Raw genomic sequence first — 19,429 nt, 5'->3', positions numbered from 1 at the left:
GGCAACCGGCGCGCTCCGACAGGGCAGTTCGCCGGGGCGCACCGGCGACCGGCGCCTATCCGATCTCCACCACCCGCGCCCAGTCGGGAGGCGAGTCCGGCACATAGTCGGGATCGTTCTCGATCCAGGAGCCCCGGGACCGGGGGAACAGACCCACCACCGTGCGGCAGGCCGGGCGCGACGTCGGCCAGGGGGTCTGTCCGTCCGTCAGCACCACGACGACATCGGGGCGGGGCCGGGTCCGCAGCGCCGTCGCGAAACCGGTGCGCAGATCCGTACCGCCGCCGCCGAGCAGCGGGATGCCCTCGGCGCGGCACAGCGGGTGCGCGATCGGGGCCGCCGCGTCGCACGGCACCACCGTGACCAGGTCGCGCCGGCCGCCCAGGGCCCGCGAGATCGCGGCGACCTCCAGCAGCGCGCTGCCCAGTTCGGCGTCGCTGACGGAACCGGACGTGTCGATCACTACGGAGACCCGGGGCGGTCTGCGCAGCAGACTCGGCAGGACGACACCGGGCAGACTCGCCGAACGGCGCGCCGGGCGGCCGTAGGAGTAGTCCTCGCCCGCTCCGCAGCCGGAGACCGCCGAGCGGAGTGCCGCACCCAGCAACTCCCGCCAGGGCTGCGGCGGATGGACCACCTTCTCCGCCCACCGCTCCCACCCCTCCGAGGCGCTGCCCGGTCGGCCCTTGATGCCCTGTGCCACCCGGTAGCGGACCCCGTCCTTCTCCTGCTCGCTGAGCCCGTGCGCACCGTCCGGACCCAGGTCCCACCCGCGCTCCCGCCCATCGGCGCCGCTCCCGCAGTCCAGCCAGACCAGCCCCCCGGTGCGCGGCCCGAGCCGGAACTGACGCAGATAGTCCTCCATCAGCTGCCCGTCGGGCAGCTGCAGGTCCGCAGGCCTGACGGCCCCCTCGGGCCTGGCCAGCCCGTGGCCGTACACGTCGTCGTTGATCTCGAAGTCCGCGGCGATGTTCATCCGCAGCCGCTCGCCCGGACCGGTCAGACCGCGCTGTCTGGCGACGCGCTCGCTGCGCCCGTGGTGGTCGCGCAGCAGGTGCGACACCTCGTGCACCCAAACCCCGGCCAGCTCCTCCACCGGTGTGCGGTCCACGAACCCCGGCGAGACATAGCACCGCCAGTGCCGGTCCACGGCCATCGTCGGCACGTCCACCGACTCGACGGTGTGCAGGGCGAACAGAGCCGTCGCCAGATAGGGCCGGGCCCGGACGGCCTGCAGCCGGGCGGCGAACAGCTTGTCCAGATCCAGGGCTCCCTGTGTGTCCCGTGTGTCCCGTGTGTCTGGTGCGCTCAGTGGGTCTGGTGTGTCCGGGCCCGGGGTTCCCGGGGGCCGTCGTGTCTCCGAGGCGGTCATCGGCGTGCCCTCTTCGCCGCCACCGTCGCGGCGGTTCGGGCCGCGGCCTCGTCGGCGCGGCGGGACAGGGTGACGACTCCGGCGAGCTGTTCGATGACCGCCGGGACGTCCCAGTCCGGCCGGCGCAGGGAGGCCAGCGTGGTCGCGGGCACGACCACCAGGTCCGGGGCGCCGGTCTCCAGGGCCCGCACCAGCAGCGCCCAGGCGGCGTCCCAGCGGGGCCGGTCGAGGCGGGCGCGGACGGCCGCCACCACACCGTCGAGCGTGGCCTGGCGCAGGTCCCCGCGCTCGGGCAGGACCGCTCCGCCCGGGTCGGCGAGCAGCTCCTCGGGGTCCGGAAGGTCCATCCGGTCCACACCGGCCAGCAGTTCGAGACCCGGACCGTCGCCCACCGTGGCGCGCACCAGCAGCGACAGCACGTCCCGCGAGGACCCGGAGGCCGTCACGAAGGCGATCAGCCGCAGGGCCATCTCCCAGCTCCGGGGCGACGGCCAGGCCCCGCCCCGGCGCGTCTCGCTGTTCGGCAGTCGGTGCACCAGGGTGGGCCGGACGGCCAGCAGCCCGCACACCGCCCGCCGGGCGAAGTCCACGGCCTCCTCCAGCTTCCCCGGGTCGAGCCGGGGGAGCGTCGCCCGCGGCCAGGTCCCGCCGAGACCGCGTACGACGACCTCGTGGTCGTGGGTCCACTGGAGATGCACGAAACGGTTGGCCAGCGGTGCGCTCAGCTCCCAGCCGTCGGCCGCCGAGGACCGCGGGTTGGCGGCGGCCACGATCCGCACTCCGGGCGGCAGTTGAAGTGCGCCGATACGGCGCTCGAGGACCAGCCGGAGCAGCGCCGCCTGCACGGCGGGCGGTGCGGTGGACAGTTCGTCGAGGAACAGCAGCCCCCGCCCGGCCCGCACCAGCCGGACGGCCCAGTCCGGCGGGGCCATCGGAACGCCCTGTCCGGCCGGGTCGTCGCCGACGATCGGCAGCCCCGAGAAGTCGGACGGCTCGTGCACGCTGGCGATCACCGTGGTCAACGGCAGCTCCAGGGCCTCGGCGAGCTGGGTCAGCGCCGCGGTCTTGCCGATCCCCGGCTCACCCCACAGCAGCACGGGCAGATCGGCGGCGACGGCCAGCGTCAGCGCCTCCAGCTGGATGTCGGGGCGGGGTTCGGTGGTGGCGTCGCGCAACAGGTCCAACAGCTCGTCGGCGACGTCGAGTTGGGAGGTGAGGGGGCTTTCGGGCAGGACGGACGGAGCACAAGTGGGCATGTGTGATCACCTTTTGGGGTTCGAAGGGGAGTTTGAGGGTGGGTGCAGGGGGGGTGAAGGGGGTACGGCGATGAACTTCCGGTCAGCGACGGGCGCGGTGCCGGCGGCGCGTGCCACGGCCGGACGGACGGAGCGGCCCGGGCAGGACCCGGCCGGGTCCGGGTCCGGCGAGCCCGGCCCTGAACAGGCCGTAGGAGATCCGCCGTTCCGCCGCCGCCTCCAGCTCGTCCCGCAACGGCCCGTCCCGCAGCACCGCCTGAGGACCCAGCAGGCCTTCCACGACGGCCAGCGCGCCGGCCGTGTCCCCGTGGTCGAGGCGTTCGCGCACGCCGGCTAGGCAGTCGGGGCGGCGGTGTGCCTCGTCGATGGCCCGGAGGCAGGGCAGCGGGGTGCCGGTCAGCGCGGCCAGCAGCTCCTCCCGCCGGATCTCGTCCGGGGCGTGGTCCAGCGCGGACAGCACACCGTCGACCAGTCCGATCCGGTGCGGGACCCCACGGCAGTCGACGAGATGGGGATCTCCGGTCCGCACGGAGGCACGGTCCGGGGCGGCCGTCACATGACCGGATTCCAGCGCGGCGGCGACCAGCGGATGCAACCGCCCTGCCTCGATCGCACCCGACCGCAGCAGATCGAGATCGGGCAACACCCAGGTCGCGGCGTCGGGCAGCACGGGCAGCGAGGAGCCACCGCCGAGGGAGATCTCCGGCGCGGCCGTGTCTCCCGGTTCCCCCGGCAGCTCCAGAACCAGCCGCCGTCCCCGCCCCAACCGCACCGCCACCCTGCGCCCGGCCGTCCCCTCGGCCCGCAGCAGCAGCTCCGCCTCGGCGGCCCAGCGGTGCACGGCACACCGGCACCCCGGCGGCACCGGGTACGGCAACCCGGGCTCCGGCACAGGCTCGTCGGGCGGCAGATCCGCACCGCACCGCACCCGCAGTTCGGCCGCCCTGCGCGCGTCCCAGAGATGCCGGTGAAGATCCAGACGGAAGCGTGGGCTGGGGTGAGGGTGTGGATGCGGATGCGGGGAAGGTCCGAGGCCGGAGCCGGCCCCGTCCCACACCGCCAGGCTGATCCGCTGACCGGCGTCCGCCCAGGCGGGCGGTGTCCGGGCGACGAGATGCACCGGGCGGGGACCGTGGCGGCCCTCGGCCGTGTACCGGGCCAGCGCGACCGTGAGCCCCGGCCGCAGCAGCCCGTCCGGAGCGATCCTCGGCATGTGCCAGCGCAGCAGGTCGGGCGCCAAGTGCCGTAGATCGGACCGGAGTCGGGACATGAGCCCGTGCCCATGGGCCCGCCGCACGGAACGCAGGTCGAGATCCACGTCGACGCGTGCCGCGGCACACGCCCCCGCCCAGTCCCCGGCGAGTCGCCGGGCGGTCGCGGTGCGGATCATGGAGGCCGGCACGGCGAACTCGCGCACGCGCGGCCAGAAGGAGAGCCGGGAAAACCCGTCCGGGAGATGAGTGGCCATCAGCACTCACCTTGCGCGGACGGGACCCCCAATCCGAGAACAGAGGAAGTCGTCATCGCCGAGGATGGTAACCACACCCGTTCCGCTCTGTCAGCCCCATTTCCGGGGGCACATGAGCCGTGTGATTGACTACGGCCGTGCTCGACGAGTCGCTCTTCCGGACCTGGGACCTCCCGGTGGCCGACCGGTTCGAGGCCTGGACCGAGCGACTGGGCCGCACCCATGCGCCCATGGACCTGGACAGCGACCGCGCGGCCGACTACCGCGGCATCCAGCGCCTCATCCACCTCGGAGACATCACCGTCTGGCCGGCCACCTTCGACCACCTGGTCTTCCGCCGCACTCCCCGGCTCGTACGCAGCTCCGACCCCGAGGTCTACCACCTCTCCCTGCTCAGGAGGGGCGAGGGCGCGGCCAGTTGGGGCCGGCAGCAGCTCGCGTACCGGATCGACGACTTCCACACCAACAGCTCCTCGCGGTCGTGGGAGATCCACACCGGCGCGGACCCCGTCACCGTGATCGGACTCGAACTCCCCCGAGCCCTCGTGGCGCTGCCGGGACGGCAGACGGACCGGATCATCGGCAGCCGCGTCTCGAGCCGCGAGGGCATCGGCGCGCTGCTGGCGCAGTTCCTGGTGCAGCTGGTCTCGGACACCGGCCCGTACCGGCCGTCGGACGGGCCGCGGCTCGGTACCGTCGTCGCCGACCTGGTGACCGCCGTCTTCGCGCAGGCGCTGGAGGCGGAGCAGGGGCTGCCGCCCGAGACCCGGTCGCGGACCCTCGTCCTGAGCGTCAAGGCGTTCATCCGCCGCCATCTGGCCGACCCCGAGTTGACCCCCGCGGGGATCGCCGCCGCGCACCACATCTCGCGCAGCTATCTGTACCGCCTCTTCCAGGCCGAGGGCACCACCGTCGTCTCGTACATCCGTGAGCAGCGCCTCGCGGGCGCCCGCCGGGAGCTCGCCGATCCGGCACTGCGCACCCTGCCGATCCACGCCGTCGCCGCCCGCTGGGGCTTCCCGCGCGCCGCCGAGTTCGCCCGCGCCTTCCGCACCGCCTACGGCATCCCGCCGAGCGAGCTGCGGGCGCGGGAGTGCGGACCCCCCGCGCGTCGGTGATCTCCCGGCGCACGAGTGGACTCTCCGCCAACGAGGTGTGGACTGTCCGCCAACGACACGGCGGCGGCCCTCCACGCATCCTTGTGATCACCGCCGCGTACGTGCAAGGGGAACACATACGGGCGCCGCACGGGCGGGGCCAGGACCACGGGGGAGTCCTGGCCCCGCCCGTTCGCATGTCACCGGGCCGGATGGGCTACAGTGGACCCTGATGATTGAAGTGTCAAACACATCGGGATGGTCCCGCACGCCCGGATCGAGGTTCGTTCCATGCATGTCGTCATCAGTGGTTCCACGGGGCTGATCGGCGGCGCGCTGTCCGCGTCGCTGCTCGCCGACGGTCATCGCGTCACCCGGCTGGTCCGCCGGGAGCCGCAGGCCCGCGCGGACGGGAGCGAGGAGGCGCGCTGGGACCCGCGGGCGGGCACGCTGGACCCGGCGGTGCTCGACGGCGCGGACGCGGTCGTCGGCCTGGCCGGTGCCGGGGTCGGCGACCGGCGTTGGACGGCCTCGTACAAGCGGGAGATCCGCGAGAGCCGGGTCCGCGGAACCGGCGCCCTGGCTACGGCGATCGGCGCCTGCGCGAAGCCTCCCGCCGTGTTCGTGTCGGGTTCCGCGGTCGGCTACTACGGCGAGACCGGGCAGACCGCCGTCGACGAGACCGCCCGGCCCGGCGAGGACTTCCTGGCCGGCGTCTGCCAGGAGTGGGAGGCCGCGGCCCAGGGCGCCCGTACGGCCGGGACCCGGGTGGTCACCACCCGCTTCGGGATCGTCGTGTCGTCCGAGGGGGGCGCGATGGGCCGCCTGCTGCCGCTGGCCCGCGCCGGGCTCGGCGGCCGGCTGGGCGACGGCCGTCAGTACTGGAGCTACATCTCCCTGTCCGACACGGTCCGCGCCCTGCGCCATCTGATCGACACCGAGTCGGTCACCGGCCCGGTCAACATGACCACCCCGAACCCCGCGACCAACCGTGACATCACCGCCGCCGTCGGCGGCGCCCTGCACCGCCCCACTGTCCTGCCCGTTCCCGCCTTCGCCCTGCGTCTGGTGCTCGGCGAGTTCGCCGACGGCATCCTGATGAGCCAGCGTGTGCTGCCGACACGGCTCCTGGACTCGGGCTTCGTGTTCGAGCATCCGACCTTCGAGGCGGCCCTGGCCCCGGCCGTCGCCTGACCCCCCTTTCACCTGACCCCCCTTTCGCCTGACCGCCCTTTCACCTGCCCGCTTCCGAACGCAGCGCGTCCGAGAGGGACTTGGCGCCGCCATGTGCCGTCAGTCCGCCGTCGACCGGGATCTCCGCGCCGGTGATGAAGGACGCCTCGTCGGAGAGCAGGAACAGCACCAGCGGGGCGACCTCGGCGACGGAGCCGGTCCGGCCGAGCGGGGTCTCGCGGATGTTGGCCTCGCGGAAGGCGGGAGCGGCCGAGGCGGTCATCTCCGTCTCGATGAAACCGGGGTGCACGGTGTTCACCCGGATGCCGCGCGGGCCCAGCTCCGTGGCCGCCGCCTTCGACAGGCCGCGCAGGGCCCATTTGCTGGAGGTGTAGGCGACCGGGTAGTGGCCGGTGAGGGCGGCGGTCGAGCCGACGTTCACGATCGACGACCCCGGTGGCATCAGCGGGGCCAGGTGCTGGATGCCGAGCAGCGGACCGGTGACGTTCACCGCGTGGACACGGGCCAGGTCCTCGGGGCGTACGTCGCCGACGCGGGCGCGCCAGGTGATCCCCGCGTTGTTGACCAGACCGTGCACTCCGCCGTACGACTCCTCGAGTTCGGCGGCGAGTTCGGCCCACTCCTGGTCACTGGTGACGTCGAGGCGGCGACAGTCACCGCGCGGTCGTGCGTCGGTGGCGATGACGCGGGCGCCCGCCCGGGCCAGGGCGTCCGCCTCGGCGGCCCCCTGCCCCCGGGCGGCGCCCGTGACCACCACGACCCTGCCCTCCAGCCCTCTCACGGCCGCTCCCGGCCGCGGCGCCGCGCGACGGGCAGCGGCACCGGACCGGGGCCCGTCACCACGGTGTTGGAGACGGTGCCGATGCCCTCGACGGTGAGGGTGACGGTGTCGCCGGGCCGCAGCGGCGGCGGGTCCTGGCGGCCTCGCACTCCCCAGAGCTCCGCGAGACAGCCGCCGTTGCCGCAGGTCCCCGAGCCGAGCACGTCACCGGGGCGGACGACGGTGCCCCGGGAGGCGTACGCCGTCATCTCCTCGAAGGTCCAGCTCATGTTGGAGAGCAGGTCCTTGCCGACCACCTCGCCGTTGACCTCTGCGGTCAGCGCCAGGCGCAGAAAGCCGTCGGCGTCCCGGTACGGCTCCAGCTCGTCGGCCGTGACCAGGTACGGGCCCAGCGTGGCCGCCGTGTCCTTGCCCTTGCAGGGGCCGAGACGGACCTGCATCTCGCGGGACTGGAGGTCCCGCGCGGACCAGTCGTTGAGGATCGTGTAGCCGAGGATGTGCTCACGGGCCCGCTCCGGGGTGAGGTCACGGCCCTCACGGCCGATGACGGCCGCGACCTCCAGCTCGAAGTCGAGCACCCGCGAGCCCGGCGGCATCCGGACGGTGTCGTACGGGCCCACGATCGCGTACGGGTTGGTGAAGTAGAAGGTCGGCGCGTCGTACCAGGCCTCCGGCACCCCGCCCGCGCCGTCCACGGACCGCCGTACGCCCTCGACGTGTTCCTCGAAGGTGACGAAGTCCCGCACGGTGGGCGGCTGCAGGGGCGGAAGCAGCTGTACGTCCGTCAACGGCACGGACGCGCCCACCGGTCGCGCCTGTGGCGCGTCGAGCGGTGACGTGCCCTCCGGCAGCGGGCGGACGGCATCGCCCTCGACGATCCCGCACCGGCGGCGGCCCTCGTGGACATAACTGGCTATGCGCATGGCCGCCTCACACCGGCGGGGCGACGAACACGCCGCGGTCGACGTCGTTGAAGGACTCCTTGGCGACCATCTCGTTCATGGGGTTGGCGGTACCCCACTGGTCGGTGACCTCGGGCCGCGAGAAGTCGTAGACGTGCGGGTGCCAGGTGTCCTCGTCGAGCACCTCCAACTCGGTCGTGTACTCGACCGTGTTGCCGTGCGGGTCGAAGAAGTAGGAGAAGGTGTTGTCGCCCGCCATGTGTCGGCCGGGGCCCCAGATCTTGCGCACACCGGCCCGGAGCAGCCGGCCCGTGCCGCGCAGGTACTCGTCGATGCCGCGCAGTTCGAAGGAGATGTGGTGCAGGGCGGTGTGCGGGCCCTGGGCGATGGCCATGGAGTGGTGCTGGTTGCTGATCCTCATGAAGTGCATGACCTCGCCCATGTGCGGCGAGTGCAGGGTGTCGGAGAGCCGGAAGCCGAGGTGGCGCTCGTACCACTGCCGAGTGCGGTTCAGATCGGGGGAGTTGAGGACCACGTGCGACAGCTTGACCGGGATCGACTCCTTCTCCTCGATCCTGCGGTGGCGCCGGGCCTCGACGTCCGCCGAGACCTCGATCGTGCGTCCGTCGACGTCGAAGAACCGGAAGCCGTAGCCGCCGCCGGGGGTGTCGGCCTTGCCCGGCCGGGAGACCAGCCGTACGCCGTCGGCGAGGAGCCGCTCGGCCAGCGTGTCCACGTCGGCGGCCGAGGCCGCGCCGTAGGAGACCAGGTCGAGACGCTTCTCCTCGGCCTTCCGCAGCCGTACGACGTACTGCTCGGGGCTGCCCTCGGCGGCCAGGAAGGAGATCCCGGAGTCCTCGGCGACCTTGGTCAGGCCCCAGACACCGGAGTAGAAGTCGAGCTGCTTGTCGTAGTCGGGCACGGCGAGGTCGACGTGGCGCAGATGGGTGAGCAGGCGGTCGCTCATGAGGTCAGCCCTTCAGGAGGAGCGCGGCGGCGTTGCCGCCCCGTACGGCGTGGAGTTCGGGCTCGGACAGGCGTGCGGCGCGCAGCGCGCCCACGGGGTCCTCGGTGCCCATGTCGAAGGGGAAGTCGGAGCCGAGCAGCACGCGGTCGGCGCCCGCGACGCGGATCAACTCCCGCAGGACGCAGGGGTCGTGGACCAGGGAGTCGAAGTACAGCCGGCTGAGGTAGCTGCTCGGCGGGTGGGCGCAGCCGGCGCCCGCGTCGGAGCGGGCCGACCAGGCGTGGTCGGAGCGGCCGATGTGGGTGGGCAGATAGCCGCCCCCGTGCGCCGCGATCACCTTCAGTCCGGGATGGCGGTCCAGCACGCCGGAGAAGATGAGATGGGACAGCGCGACCGCGTTCTCCGTCGGCTGGCCGACCGTGTTGGACAGGTACCACCGGTCCAGGCGCTCGTCGAGCGTGCAGCCGAACGGGTGCAGGAAGAGGATCGCGCCCGTCTCCTCGGCCCGCGTCCAGAAGGGCTCGTACGCCGGATCGGACAGCTCGCGGCCCGGGGCGTGCGAGGAGATCTCGACGCCCGACAGGCCCAGGCCCACCGCGTGTTCGAGCGCGCGCACCGCCGACTCGGGGTGCTGCAGAGGCGCCAGCCCCAGACCGTGCAGCCGGTCGCGCGCCCGGGCGCAGTGCGCGGCGGTCGCCTCGTTGGCCAGCCGGTACACCTTCTCGGCCGTCTCCTCGTCCGCCCAGTAGTGGTAGTGCGAGGGGGACGGGCTGACCAGCTGGACGTCCACGCCCTGCGCGTCCATCGCGGCGAGACGCACGGCCACGTCCGTCAGCCGCGGGACGCGCTCGCCCACCATGGGGCCGTTGACGGCGAGCGCGGCGGGACCGTTGCGGCGGGCGTCCAGCGCCCGGGCCTCGGCGAGACCGGGCAGTCCGGCCACCAGGGCGTCCACCTCGGGAAGCAGGACGTGCGCGTGCACATCGATCGTGGGCGCGTGCACAGCTGTCGTGGGCACCGTCACGGCAGCTCCTTGAGGAAGTTCATCGTGGTGCCGATCAGCCCGGGGACATCGGCGTCGCGGACACCGTCGAGCTGCCACCGGCCGAGCTGGACGGACGCCTCGACTACCGTCCGCACACGCGGCATCCGGCGCTCGTAGTACGCCTGGAACAGCTCCTCGTCCCAGTCCCGGCCATCGGTCAGCAGCTCCGCCAGCACCGACGCGTCCTCCAGGGACATCGCCGCGCCCTGCGCGAGGGTCGGCGGGCAGCAGTGGGCCGCGTCACCGACGAGGACGACCCGCCCGCGATGCCAGGAGCCCTCGACCAACAGCCGGTCGAACCAGGTGTAGTTGACCTGCGCCGGATCGGTGATGTGCTTGACGATCTCCGTCCAGGCCCCGCCGTACCCCTCGGCCAGCCGGCGCATCTCGTCGGCGTACGACTCCGGAGGGATCGTCGCCCGGTCGCGGCACCGCTCGACGACGTACGCGTAGACGGTGTTCTCGCTCGTCGGACAGTAGCCCGCGATGAACGCGGGGCCGCCGTAGGCCAGGTCGGTGCGGGTGACGCCCTCGGGGCGCGGGGCGGGCGTGCGCCAGATCGCCATACCGGTGGGCTCCGGCTTCTCGGTGATGCCGATCGCGGCACGGGTGGCCGAGTTGAGCCCGTCGGCGGCGACCACGAGGTCGTAGCGGCCGCTCGTGCCGTCGCCGAAGCGGACCGAGACACCGTCCGCGTCCTGCTCCAGGGCCTCGGCGGTGGTGCCCAGGCGCACACCGGCGCCGGAGGAGCGGACCGCGTCGATGAGGATCTGCTGCAGGCGCGGGCGCCGCATGCCGACCGTGGCGGGCAGGTCCTCGCCGCCCGTCCTGATGTCCTCGCCGACGAACAGGACGGTGCCGTCGGGGGCGGTCACCCCGAGCGTGGCGAACGGGTAGCCGGAGGCCTCGACCTGCTCCCACACACCGATCTCACGCAGCACGCGCAGGGCGTTGCCCTGGAGGGTGATGCCGGAGCCGGTGGTGGCGTTCCAGTCGGGTCTGGCCTCGACCAGGTCCACGGCTGCGCCGGCGCGGCGCAGCAGGACCGTCACGGCGCAGCCCGAGGCACCGCCGCCCACGACGAGGACGCTACGGCTGCGGGGCATGACGCTGCGGGTCTGGGTCATGGGGAACTCCCTTGTTCCGCCGGTTACTTGACGGCGATCGGGTTGACCGGGGAACCGACGGCCCCGGTGATGGGCAGGGGTGCGGCGGTGAGCCAGAACTCGTACACGCCGTCGGCCGCGCAGTCCGCGGCGAGCGCGTCCGGATCCCACATCTCGCCGATCAGCAGGCCGATATGGGGGATGGCGACCTGGTGCAGCGGCTGGAAGGCGTGCGCGAACTCGTTCGGCCGTACCTCGAAGCCCCAGGTGTCGGTGGCGATCGCGGCGATCTCCGTGCGGTGCAGCCAGCCGGCCGTGGTGAACGACAGCCCGGGCGAGTCGCCGCCCGCGTAGTCGCCCCAGCCCTCGCGCCGGGCACGCGCGAGTCGCCCCGTACGGACGACGACGATGTCACCGCGTCCCACGCGCACGCCGTGCGCCTCGGCCGTCGCGGTCAGGTGCTCCTCGGTGACGGCGAACCCGTCGGGCAACTCGCCGCCCCCGCCGACGACCCGGCCGACGTCGAGCAGGACCCCGCGCCCGGCCACATACGGCGCCATGTGCTCGATGCCGGTGACGAGGTCGCCGTCGGAGGTGACGACCTTCTCGGCCCGCCGTCCGTTCCAGGCGTTGCCGTGGTCGAAGATGTGGCCGAGCCCGTCCCACTGGGTCGAGCACTGCAACGGCATCGCGATCACGTCGTCCGCGCCGCCGATGCCATGCGGGAAACCCTGGTTGCCGAGGGCCGCGTCGGTCCCGGTGTCCAGCATCGTGTGCACGGGGTTGGTGCGCCGTCGCCAGCCCTTCTGCGGGCCGTTCATGTCGAAGCTCTGCGAGAGGGAGAAGCTCTCACCGCGCCGGATGAGCGCGGCGCCCTCGCGGCGCTTGGCCGCGTCGAGGAAGTTCAGCGTGCCGAGCACGTCGTCCTCGCCCCAACGCCCCCAGTTGGAGAAGGACTTGGCGGCCTCGGCGATCGCGCCCTCGGGGTCGTGGCGGTCCGCGGTCATCGCGGCACCTCCGCGACACAGCGGGTGCGCTGAGCGCCGAGCCCGCTGATCGAGCCGTCCATCACGTCGCCGTCGCGCAGCAACCGGCCCCAGTGCATGCCGTTTCCGGCCGGGGACCCCGTCAACACCAGGTCGCCCGGCAGCAGTCGGGCCGTCCGCGAGGCGTACGACACCAGCCGCGCGATCCCGAACAGCATGTCCTTGGTCGACTCGTCCTGCATCGTCTCGCCGTTCAGCTTCAGCGTGACCCGCAGATCCTCCGGGTCGGCGACCGAGGAGGCCGGCACGATCCAGGGGCCCAGCGGCGTGAACCCGGGCGCGTTCTTGCTGCGCAGCCAGTCGGTGCCGATGGCCTTCATGTCCCGGCGGAACACGGTGGCACGGTCGGTGAGGTCGTTGGCGATGGTGTAACCGGCGACGTGGTCCAGCGCCTCCTCCACGGGGACCCGATGGGCGGGCCGGGAGATCACGGCCGCCAACTCCAGCTCCCAGTCCGGCTGTTCGGCCCAGTCGGGAAGTACGACATCGTCGTAGGGGCCGGTGATCGCGCTCGGGAGGCCGATGAAGACGTACGGCAGGTCCTCGGCCGCCCGCCGGTCCATGACCTCCGCGATCTCGGCCCGGGCCGCCTCGACCGTGCGCGGGTCGTCGGGGGAGCGGTGGGCGACCTCCAGGTCGATCACATGCTGCCGGTAGTTGGCGCCGGACTGGAAGACCTGGCGGGGCTCGAGGGGGGCGTGCACCCGCAGGCCCTCGAAGGGCTGCCGGCCGGCGTCGGCGTCCCCCGCCAGCTCGTGCAGACGGGGGAGCAGCTCGTCCCAGCGCTCCAGCAGCGCGCGGACCGTCAGGCCGGGCTCGGCGAACGCCGCTCCGAGGTCCAGCACATGGCCCGTCGGGAGCACCAGACCGGCGAAAGGCGCCTGGTCGGGGGCCGAGAGGGTGCCGAGTGCGAACGGGCCGGAGAAAGGCGTGAAGGGGGCTGCGGGTTTCACGGGGATGTCCTCCTGATTGCGGTGCGACTAATCTGGCCCGCCATCCAGTAATCTGGGAAATCGATTCCGTGGATGCGGATCATCCATCGTGTTTATGGAGGTCGTGTTCATGGAGACTGTGTTCAGGGAGGCCGTGCCGATGAGGACCGTGGTCATGGGCAGCCCGTCGTGAATCTCGCCAGCCTCGACCTCAACCTCGTCGTCGCCCTGCGGGCCCTGCTGGAGGAGCGCAACGTCACCCGCGCCGGTCGCCGGATCGGCCTCAGCCAGCCCGCGATGAGCGCCGCCCTGGCCCGGCTGCGCCGTCACTTCGACGACGACCTGCTCTCCCGCGTCGGCGGCCACTACGAGCTCACCGCCCTCGGCCAGGTCCTCCTCGACCGCACCTCCGCCGCCTGCGACCTGCTGGAACGCCTCTTCACCAGCCAGGCCGACTTCGATCCCGCCCGCGAGGAGCGGGAGTTCACCCTCGTCTCCTCCGACTACGCGGTGGCCGTCTTCGGCGCCGAACTCGCCCGCACCGTCCACCGGGAGGCCCCGGGCATCCGGCTGCGCTTCACCCAGACCCCGCCCGGCATCGTCGAGGGCGTCGGCACCCTTCTCAGCACCACCGACGGCCTGCTCATCCCGCATGGCATCATCAGCGACCACCCCGCCACCGAGCTCTACCGGGACCGCTGGGTCTTCGTCGTCGCCGAGGACCACCCCGACATCGGCGACCGCCTCACCCTGGACGACCTGGCGCGGCTGCCGTGGGTGACGTACCAGCGCACCTACGACGCCCCCGCGGTCCGCCAGCTCGGCATGCTCGGCATCGAGCCGAAGGTCGAGGTCTCCGCCGACAGCTTCACGGTGCTGCCGTTCCTGGTCGTGGGCACGCGCCGGATCGCCCTGGTCCAGGAGCGCCTCGCCCGGCTGCTGGTCGCCGTCGCCCCCGTACGGATCTTGGAGGCGCCCTACGAGGCCGTCCCGCTCCAGGAGGCCCTGTGGTGGCATCCGGTGCACACCCACGACGCCGCGCACATCTGGCTGCGCGAGACGGCGGCACGCGTGGGGGCCATGGTGGACGGGCAGGTCATCCACGGCGTGGATGAAGGTGATCCGGGAGTTCGATCGCCGGGGGACTAGGCGGGCGGGCGCGCCGTTGCCCATAGTCGGGGCAGTTCCTGGCGCCCGCCGCTGGTACCGGGCGCAGTCCCCTCGGGTTCACCGGTGCTCCCCGGCGTGGCAAAGCCACGGCCGTGGTGCGGCCCGGCACCCCCTGCCACCGCTCGTGGAGCCCCGTATGCCCGGATCCGTCTCCCTGCCCGCGCCCGCCGACACCGTCGACGCCCCGACCCCGGCCGGACCGCTGCGTGCCACGCTGCTGATGGCCGGCAGCTGTCTCCCGGTCCTCGGTGCCGTGCTGATCGCCCCGGTCCTGCCGAAGATGCAGGACCACTTCGCCTCGACACCGGGCGCGAAGGCGCTCGTCCCGGTGGTCCTGACCGTCCCCGCCCTGGCCCTCGCCCTCCTGGCCCCCTTCGCCGGTGTCATCGTCGACCGCCTCGGCCGCACCCGCCTGCTGGTCGTGGCCACCCTGCTCTACGCCGTCTTCGGAACCGCCCCGCTCTGGCTGGACTCCCTCGGGGCGATCGTCGCCAGCCGGGTCCTGGTCGGCATCACCGAGGCCGCCATCATGACCTGCTGCACCACCTTGATCGGCGACTACTACAGCGGACGCGTCCGGGACCGCTATCTCGCCCTGCAGACCATGTGCGCCTCGGCCTCCGCGACGGCCTTCTTCGTCATCGGCGGCGCGGCGGGCTCGGCCGGCTGGCGTGCCCCCTTCTGGATCTACGCCGTCGGTCTGCTGCTCGCTCCCGCCACGGCCGCGGCACTGCCCAGGCACGGACAGCCGCAGAGGGGCCGACTCCCCGCCGAACAGCGGCCGTTCCCCGTACGGCGGCTGGCGGGCATCTGCGCGCTGACGGTCTTCGGGGCGATGGTCTTCTACACGGTCCCGGTCGAAACCTCGTATCTCCTCGACGACTTGGGCGTGAAGTCGACCGGTGTCATCGGCCTGGCCACCGCCCTCGCCAGCGCGGCCACCGTCGTCGGATCCCTCACCTTCACCAAGCTGCGCGGGATGCCCCGGCGTCGCCTGCCCCTGGTGTTCGCCCTGTGCGCCGCCGGCTTCGTGGTGATGGCACTGTCCGGGAATCCGGTGCCGCTGATCGTCGGCGCGGTCCTCAACTGCCTCGGTACGGGCGTGCTGTTGCCGTCCCTGCTGACCCTGGCGATGTCCCGCCTGGACTACGCCGACCGCGGCCGCGGCACCGGTCTGTGGACGGCGGCCTTCTTCGCGGGCGAGTTCGTGTGCCCGCTGGTGCTGATCGGACTGGAGAGCGCGGTCGGCAGCCTCGCGTCCGCCGTCGGGGTACTGGGACTTGCGTCGCTGGCGGTGGCGGGCGGACTGTGGTGGGGCCACGCCCGCTCGACCGCCGCACGTCCCTCGTAGCCCAGGCCGCCGTAGAAACGATGAAGAGCAGCCGTAGAAAGTAGAAGAGCAGCCGTAGAAACAGAAAAGAGCAAGGGAGTTGACCTCTCCTTGCCACTACTCACCTTATAGCACACCGGGGGGCTTGCGGCAAGGCCCCCTCGGTGCCGCAGAATCTCCGGGCTGAGCCGGAAACTGCGGAATGGGGGCGCCGGAGTGCGTGTGCTGTTGATGAGTTACGGATCGCGCGGAGACGTCGAGCCGCTGGCGGCCCTCGCGGTGGCGCTGCGGGATCTCGGCGTCGAGGCGCGGGTGTGCGCGCCGCCGGACGAGGAGTACGCCGAGCTGCTGGACGGCGTCGGCATCGACCATGTGCCGTTCGGGCCGTCGGTACGGGCCCTGGTGACCGGGGCGGCGCCCGCGGACGCGTTCCAGCTGGCGCCGGCCCTGGTGGCCGCGCACTTCGAGACGGTCCTGCCGGCCGCCGAGGGATGCGACGCGCTGGTGGCGACCGGTCTGATGCCGGCCGGGGCGCGTTCGGTGACCGAGAAGCTGGGCATCCACTATGTGATCGCGAGCTTCCACATCATGGGACTGCCGTCCCCGCACCACGGTCCCTCGGCGCGTCCGGGCAAGCCGGCCCCGGCGGGTGTGACCGACAACAGGGCGCTGTGGGACCTGGACGCCGAACGCGTGAACGCGCTGTACGGCGAGGCGCTCAACACCCGTCGCGCGGCGATCGGCCTGCCCCCGGTGGACAATGTCCGCGACCATGTCCTCGGCGGCCGGGTGTGGCTGGCGGCCGACCCGGTCCTGGCCCCCTGGAAGGACATGACCTTCCTCGAACTCGTGCAGACCGGCGCCTGGATGCTCCCGGACGAGCGGCCGCTGCCCGACGACCTGTCCGCGTTCCTCGAAGCCGGGGAGCCGCCGGTGTACGTGGGCTTCGGCAGCATGGCGATGCGTGGCGCGCCCGACCTCGCCCGGGTGGCCGTCGAGGCGGTACGCGCGCGGGGCCGCCGGGTGCTCGTCGGGCGCGGCTGGGCCGGGCTGGGCCCGGTCGACGACGGGGACGACTGTTTCGCGGTCGGCGAGGTCAACCACCGGGCGCTGTTCGGCCGGGTGGCCGCCGTCGTGCACCACGGCGGGGCCGGTACGACCGCCACCGCCGCCCGGGCCGGCGCGCCCCAGGTGGTCGTACCCCAGATCGCGGACCAGCCGAAGTGGGCCGCGCGGGTGGCCGAGCTGGGCATCGGTGCCGCCCACGACGGGCCGACCCCGACCGTGGAGTCCCTGTCGGCCGCCCTGGGGACGGCCCTGAGCGACGGGACCCGCGACCGGGCGAGGACCGTGGCCGGGACCATCCGCCCCGACGGCGCCGCGCTGGCTGCGAAACTCCTCGTCGAGGAGATCGGCGGGGGCCGGCGGCCCGTGTCCGCGTGAACCCCGGATCCCTGAACACATGAGCCGGTGGGGCGCGCCGGGCCTCGCCGCGCCCCACCGCTCGATCGGGTCGTACGCGACCCCCAATCGGAGCTGATGCAGTGAACCCCCTGACCACCAGTGCGTTCGACCTTCCCGGCCGGCTGTCCGCCAAGGCCGACCCCGCGCTGATCGCGGACGACGAACGGCACTTCGCGGCCATCGCGGAGTGCCTGGAGCAGACGATCGCCGAACTCACCGACCGCCTCGCCGCCGAACGCCGGGCGCCCGGCGGTGAGGGCCGGCAGGCCATGGACCGGGACACCGAGATCCACCGGCTGACCTCCCGTATGCGCGCCCTGCGCCGCTTCGGCCTCGACCTGTGCCTCGGGCGCATGGTCGGCGCGGACGACGGCGAGCCCGTGTACGTCGGGCGGCTCGGCCTCACGGACAGCACCGGGCGCCGGCTGCTGGTCGACTGGCGCTCGCCCGCCGCCGAGCCGTTCTTCGGCGCCACCCACGCCAACCCGATGGGCCTGGCCAGCCGCCGCCGGTACCGCTGGACGCGAGGCCGGATCGGCGACTACTGGGACGAGGTGTTCACCCCCGACGCCTTCGCCGGACACGCCGCGCTCGACGACCAGTCCGCGTTCATCGCCAGCCTCGGCACCAACAGGTCGGAGCGGATGCGGGACGTGCTCGGCACCATCCAGGCCGACCAGGACGCCATCATCCGCGCGGGCTCCCGGGGAGCCCTGGTGGTGGACGGCGGTCCGGGCACCGGCAAGACCGTCGTCGCCCTGCACCGCTCCGCCTACCTGCTCTACTCCGACCCGCGGCTCGGCCACCGGCGCGGCGGTGTCCTGTTCGTCGGCCCGCACCGGCCCTACCTGGCCTATGTCTCCGACGTGCTGCCCAGCCTCGGTGAGGAGGGCGTGCAGACCTGCACCCTGCGCGACCTCGTCGCGGAGGGCGCCGACGCGAGGGCCGAGACCGACCCGGAGGTGGCCCGGCTGAAGGCGTCGGCGGACCTGGTGCGGGCGGTCGAGAAGGCCGTCAGGTTCTACGAGGAGCCGCCCACCGAGGAGCTGACGGTCACCACCCACTGGAGTGACGTACAGCTGACCGCCGACGACTGGGCCACCGCCTTCGACGCGGCGGAACCCGGCACCCCGCACAACGAGGCGCGCCACCAGGTCTGGGAGGAACTGCTCATCCTCCTGGAGGACAAGCACGACGGCGAGGACGTCTCGCCGCGGCTGCTGCGCAGGTCGCTGCTGCGCAACCGGGACCTGGTGACGGCCTTCGACCGCGCGTGGCCGCTGCTGGAGGCGGCCGACGTGGTGGGAGACCTGTGGTCGGTCCCCGCCTATCTGCGGATGTGCGCGCCCTGGCTGAGCCCCGACGAGGTCCGCAGGCTCCAGCGGAAGGACGCCCCGCAGGCCTGGACCGTGTCCGACCTGCCGATCCTGGACGCGGCACGGCAGCGGCTCGGCGATCCCGAGGAGGCGCGGCGCAGGCGCCGTGATGCGGCCGTGCTCGCCGCCCAGCGCGAGCGCATGGAGCAGGTCGTCGACAACCTGATCGAGGCGGTGTCCACCTCCGGAGCCGACGGCGACGAGGGAATGGGCCTGGTGCGGATGCTGCGCGGCGAGGACGCCAAGGTCAGCCTGGTCGACGAGGGCGAACTGCCCGTCCCCGAGCCGGACCTGCTCGCGGGCCCGTTCGCCCATGTCGTCGTCGACGAGGCCCAGGAACTCACCGACGCCGAGTGGCAGATGCTGCTGGTGCGCTGTCCGTCCCGGAGCTTCACCGTCGTCGGGGACCGCGCCCAGGCCAGGCACGGCTTCACCGAGACCTGGCAGGAGCGGCTGGAGCGGATCGGGCTCGACCGGATCACCCTGGCCTCCCTCACCATCAACTACCGCACCCCGGAGGAGGTCATGGCCCAGGCCGAGCCGGTCATCCGCGCCGCCCTCCCCGACGCCAACGTGCCGACCTCCATCCGCAGCTCCGGCATCCCCGTCGTGCACGGCTCCACGTCCGACCGGGACACCGTCCTCGACACCTGGCTCGCCGCGCATGCGGAAGGGATCGCCTGCGTCATCGGCGACCCCACGTTCCCGGCGACACCGCGGGTCAGCTCCCTGACCCCGGAGCTCTCGAAGGGCCTCGAGTTCGACCTGGTCGTCCTCGTCGACCCGGACAGGTTCGGCGAGGGCATCGAGGGAGCGGTCGACCACTACGTGGCGATGACCCGGACCACCCGGCAACTGGCGATCCTCACCAGCCCCTGAGCGCCCTCTGCCCCACCCCTGTTCCCGCAGGTCGGAGTCGTGTT

The 19,429-nt window shown here is 72.9% G+C and carries 16 protein-coding genes; 6 read left to right on the top strand and 10 right to left on the bottom strand.

The window, feature by feature from the left end; all coding sequences use genetic code 11:
- Positions 1–55: 55 nt before the first annotated feature.
- The 3 genes from ABZT17_RS06895 to ABZT17_RS06885 all read right to left on the bottom strand — a co-directional run bounded on the left by ABZT17_RS06895 (position 56) and on the right by ABZT17_RS06885 (position 4,096).
- Positions 56–1,372, bottom strand: a complete 1,317-nt coding sequence (locus tag ABZT17_RS06895; RefSeq protein ID WP_356344648.1) for a VWA-like domain-containing protein — start codon at positions 1,370–1,372, stop codon at positions 56–58.
- Complete coding sequence (locus ABZT17_RS06890; RefSeq protein WP_356344645.1) at positions 1,369–2,628, bottom strand: MoxR family ATPase; 1,260 nt, start codon at positions 2,626–2,628, stop codon at positions 1,369–1,371. Before ABZT17_RS06890 ends, ABZT17_RS06895 begins: the two co-directional genes overlap by 4 nt.
- A gap of 82 nt (positions 2,629–2,710) precedes the next feature.
- Complete coding sequence (locus ABZT17_RS06885; RefSeq protein WP_356344643.1) at positions 2,711–4,096, bottom strand: hypothetical protein; 1,386 nt, start codon at positions 4,094–4,096, stop codon at positions 2,711–2,713.
- 125 nt (positions 4,097–4,221) lie between these two features.
- On the opposite strand from ABZT17_RS06885, the gene ABZT17_RS06880 reads away from it, so the two are divergent.
- Entirely contained in the window at positions 4,222–5,214 is a 993-nt protein-coding gene (locus tag ABZT17_RS06880) for a helix-turn-helix domain-containing protein (protein ID WP_356344641.1), read from the top strand.
- A 270-nt stretch (positions 5,215–5,484) separates the two neighbouring features.
- On the top strand, positions 5,485–6,387 hold the full coding sequence (locus ABZT17_RS06875) for a TIGR01777 family oxidoreductase (protein ID WP_356344638.1): 903 nt from the start codon (positions 5,485–5,487) through the stop codon (positions 6,385–6,387).
- Between the two features lie 40 nt (positions 6,388–6,427).
- On the opposite strand, the gene ABZT17_RS06870 is transcribed toward ABZT17_RS06875, so the two are convergent.
- Genes ABZT17_RS06870 through ABZT17_RS06840 form a run of 7 tightly spaced genes read right to left on the bottom strand, consistent with a single transcriptional unit; the run spans position 6,428 to position 13,187 of the window.
- Complete coding sequence (locus ABZT17_RS06870; RefSeq protein WP_356344635.1) at positions 6,428–7,168, bottom strand: SDR family oxidoreductase; 741 nt, start codon at positions 7,166–7,168, stop codon at positions 6,428–6,430.
- Positions 7,165–8,091 (bottom strand): fumarylacetoacetate hydrolase family protein, encoded by a 927-nt coding sequence (locus ABZT17_RS06865; protein WP_356344632.1) that lies wholly within the window; start codon positions 8,089–8,091, stop codon positions 7,165–7,167. Before ABZT17_RS06865 ends, ABZT17_RS06870 begins: the two co-directional genes overlap by 4 nt.
- Positions 8,092–8,098: 7 nt before the next feature.
- Complete coding sequence (locus ABZT17_RS06860) at positions 8,099–9,037, bottom strand: VOC family protein (protein WP_356344629.1); 939 nt, start codon at positions 9,035–9,037, stop codon at positions 8,099–8,101.
- A 4-nt stretch (positions 9,038–9,041) separates the two neighbouring features.
- Positions 9,042–10,040, bottom strand: coding sequence for an amidohydrolase family protein (locus tag ABZT17_RS06855; protein ID WP_356344815.1), 999 nt, complete (start codon positions 10,038–10,040; stop codon positions 9,042–9,044).
- 17 nt (positions 10,041–10,057) lie between these two features.
- Positions 10,058–11,188 (bottom strand): FAD-dependent oxidoreductase, encoded by a 1,131-nt coding sequence (locus tag ABZT17_RS06850; protein WP_356344812.1) that lies wholly within the window; start codon positions 11,186–11,188, stop codon positions 10,058–10,060.
- Between the two features lie 44 nt (positions 11,189–11,232).
- A complete protein-coding gene (locus ABZT17_RS06845; protein ID WP_356344627.1) occupies positions 11,233–12,195 on the bottom strand; it encodes a cyclase family protein in 963 nt (320 codons plus the stop codon).
- Positions 12,192–13,187 carry a fumarylacetoacetate hydrolase family protein gene (locus ABZT17_RS06840; RefSeq protein WP_356344624.1) on the bottom strand — a complete coding sequence of 332 codons (996 nt, stop codon included), beginning with the start codon at positions 13,185–13,187 and terminating at the stop codon, positions 12,192–12,194. Before ABZT17_RS06840 ends, ABZT17_RS06845 begins: the two co-directional genes overlap by 4 nt.
- Before the next feature lie 168 nt (positions 13,188–13,355).
- On the opposite strand from ABZT17_RS06840, the gene ABZT17_RS06835 reads away from it, so the two are divergent.
- From ABZT17_RS06835 to helR, 4 genes are all read left to right on the top strand, one after another.
- Positions 13,356–14,315, top strand: coding sequence for a LysR family transcriptional regulator (locus tag ABZT17_RS06835; protein WP_356344622.1), 960 nt, complete (start codon positions 13,356–13,358; stop codon positions 14,313–14,315).
- A 157-nt stretch (positions 14,316–14,472) separates the two neighbouring features.
- On the top strand, positions 14,473–15,687 hold the full coding sequence (locus ABZT17_RS06830; protein WP_356344620.1) for an MFS transporter: 1,215 nt from the start codon (positions 14,473–14,475) through the stop codon (positions 15,685–15,687).
- Between the two features lie 195 nt (positions 15,688–15,882).
- Positions 15,883–17,109 carry a glycosyltransferase gene (locus tag ABZT17_RS06825; protein ID WP_356344618.1) on the top strand — a complete coding sequence of 409 codons (1,227 nt, stop codon included), beginning with the start codon at positions 15,883–15,885 and terminating at the stop codon, positions 17,107–17,109.
- A gap of 101 nt (positions 17,110–17,210) precedes the next feature.
- Positions 17,211–19,385: an RNA polymerase recycling motor ATPase HelR gene (gene helR / locus ABZT17_RS06820; RefSeq protein WP_356344616.1), complete on the top strand. Its 2,175-nt coding sequence runs from the start codon at positions 17,211–17,213 to the stop codon at positions 19,383–19,385.
- Positions 19,386–19,429: the final 44 nt, after the last annotated feature.

This window comes from Streptomyces sp. NPDC005648 (genome assembly GCF_040605395.1).
Classification (GTDB): Bacteria; Actinomycetota; Actinomycetes; order Streptomycetales; family Streptomycetaceae; genus Streptomyces.
The sequence above is the reverse complement of the archived record's forward strand: the minus strand, read 5'-3'. Positions and strand labels throughout refer to the sequence as shown.

Coding starts and splice junctions, on each gene's coding strand:
- ABZT17_RS06895 (WP_356344648.1), bottom strand. CDS start 1,372: ATGACCGCCTCGGAGACACGACGGCCCCCGGGAACCCCGGGCCCGGAC.
- ABZT17_RS06890 (WP_356344645.1), bottom strand. CDS start 2,628: ATGCCCACTTGTGCTCCGTCCGTCCTGCCCGAAAGCCCCCTCACCTCC.
- ABZT17_RS06885 (WP_356344643.1), bottom strand. CDS start 4,096: ATGGCCACTCATCTCCCGGACGGGTTTTCCCGGCTCTCCTTCTGGCCG.
- ABZT17_RS06875 (WP_356344638.1), top strand. CDS start 5,485: ATGCATGTCGTCATCAGTGGTTCCACGGGGCTGATCGGCGGCGCGCTG.
- ABZT17_RS06865 (WP_356344632.1), bottom strand. CDS start 8,091: ATGCGCATAGCCAGTTATGTCCACGAGGGCCGCCGCCGGTGCGGGATC.
- ABZT17_RS06860 (WP_356344629.1), bottom strand. CDS start 9,037: ATGAGCGACCGCCTGCTCACCCATCTGCGCCACGTCGACCTCGCCGTG.
- ABZT17_RS06850 (WP_356344812.1), bottom strand. CDS start 11,188: ATGCCCCGCAGCCGTAGCGTCCTCGTCGTGGGCGGCGGTGCCTCGGGC.
- ABZT17_RS06845 (WP_356344627.1), bottom strand. CDS start 12,195: ATGACCGCGGACCGCCACGACCCCGAGGGCGCGATCGCCGAGGCCGCC.
- ABZT17_RS06830 (WP_356344620.1), top strand. CDS start 14,473: ATGCCCGGATCCGTCTCCCTGCCCGCGCCCGCCGACACCGTCGACGCC.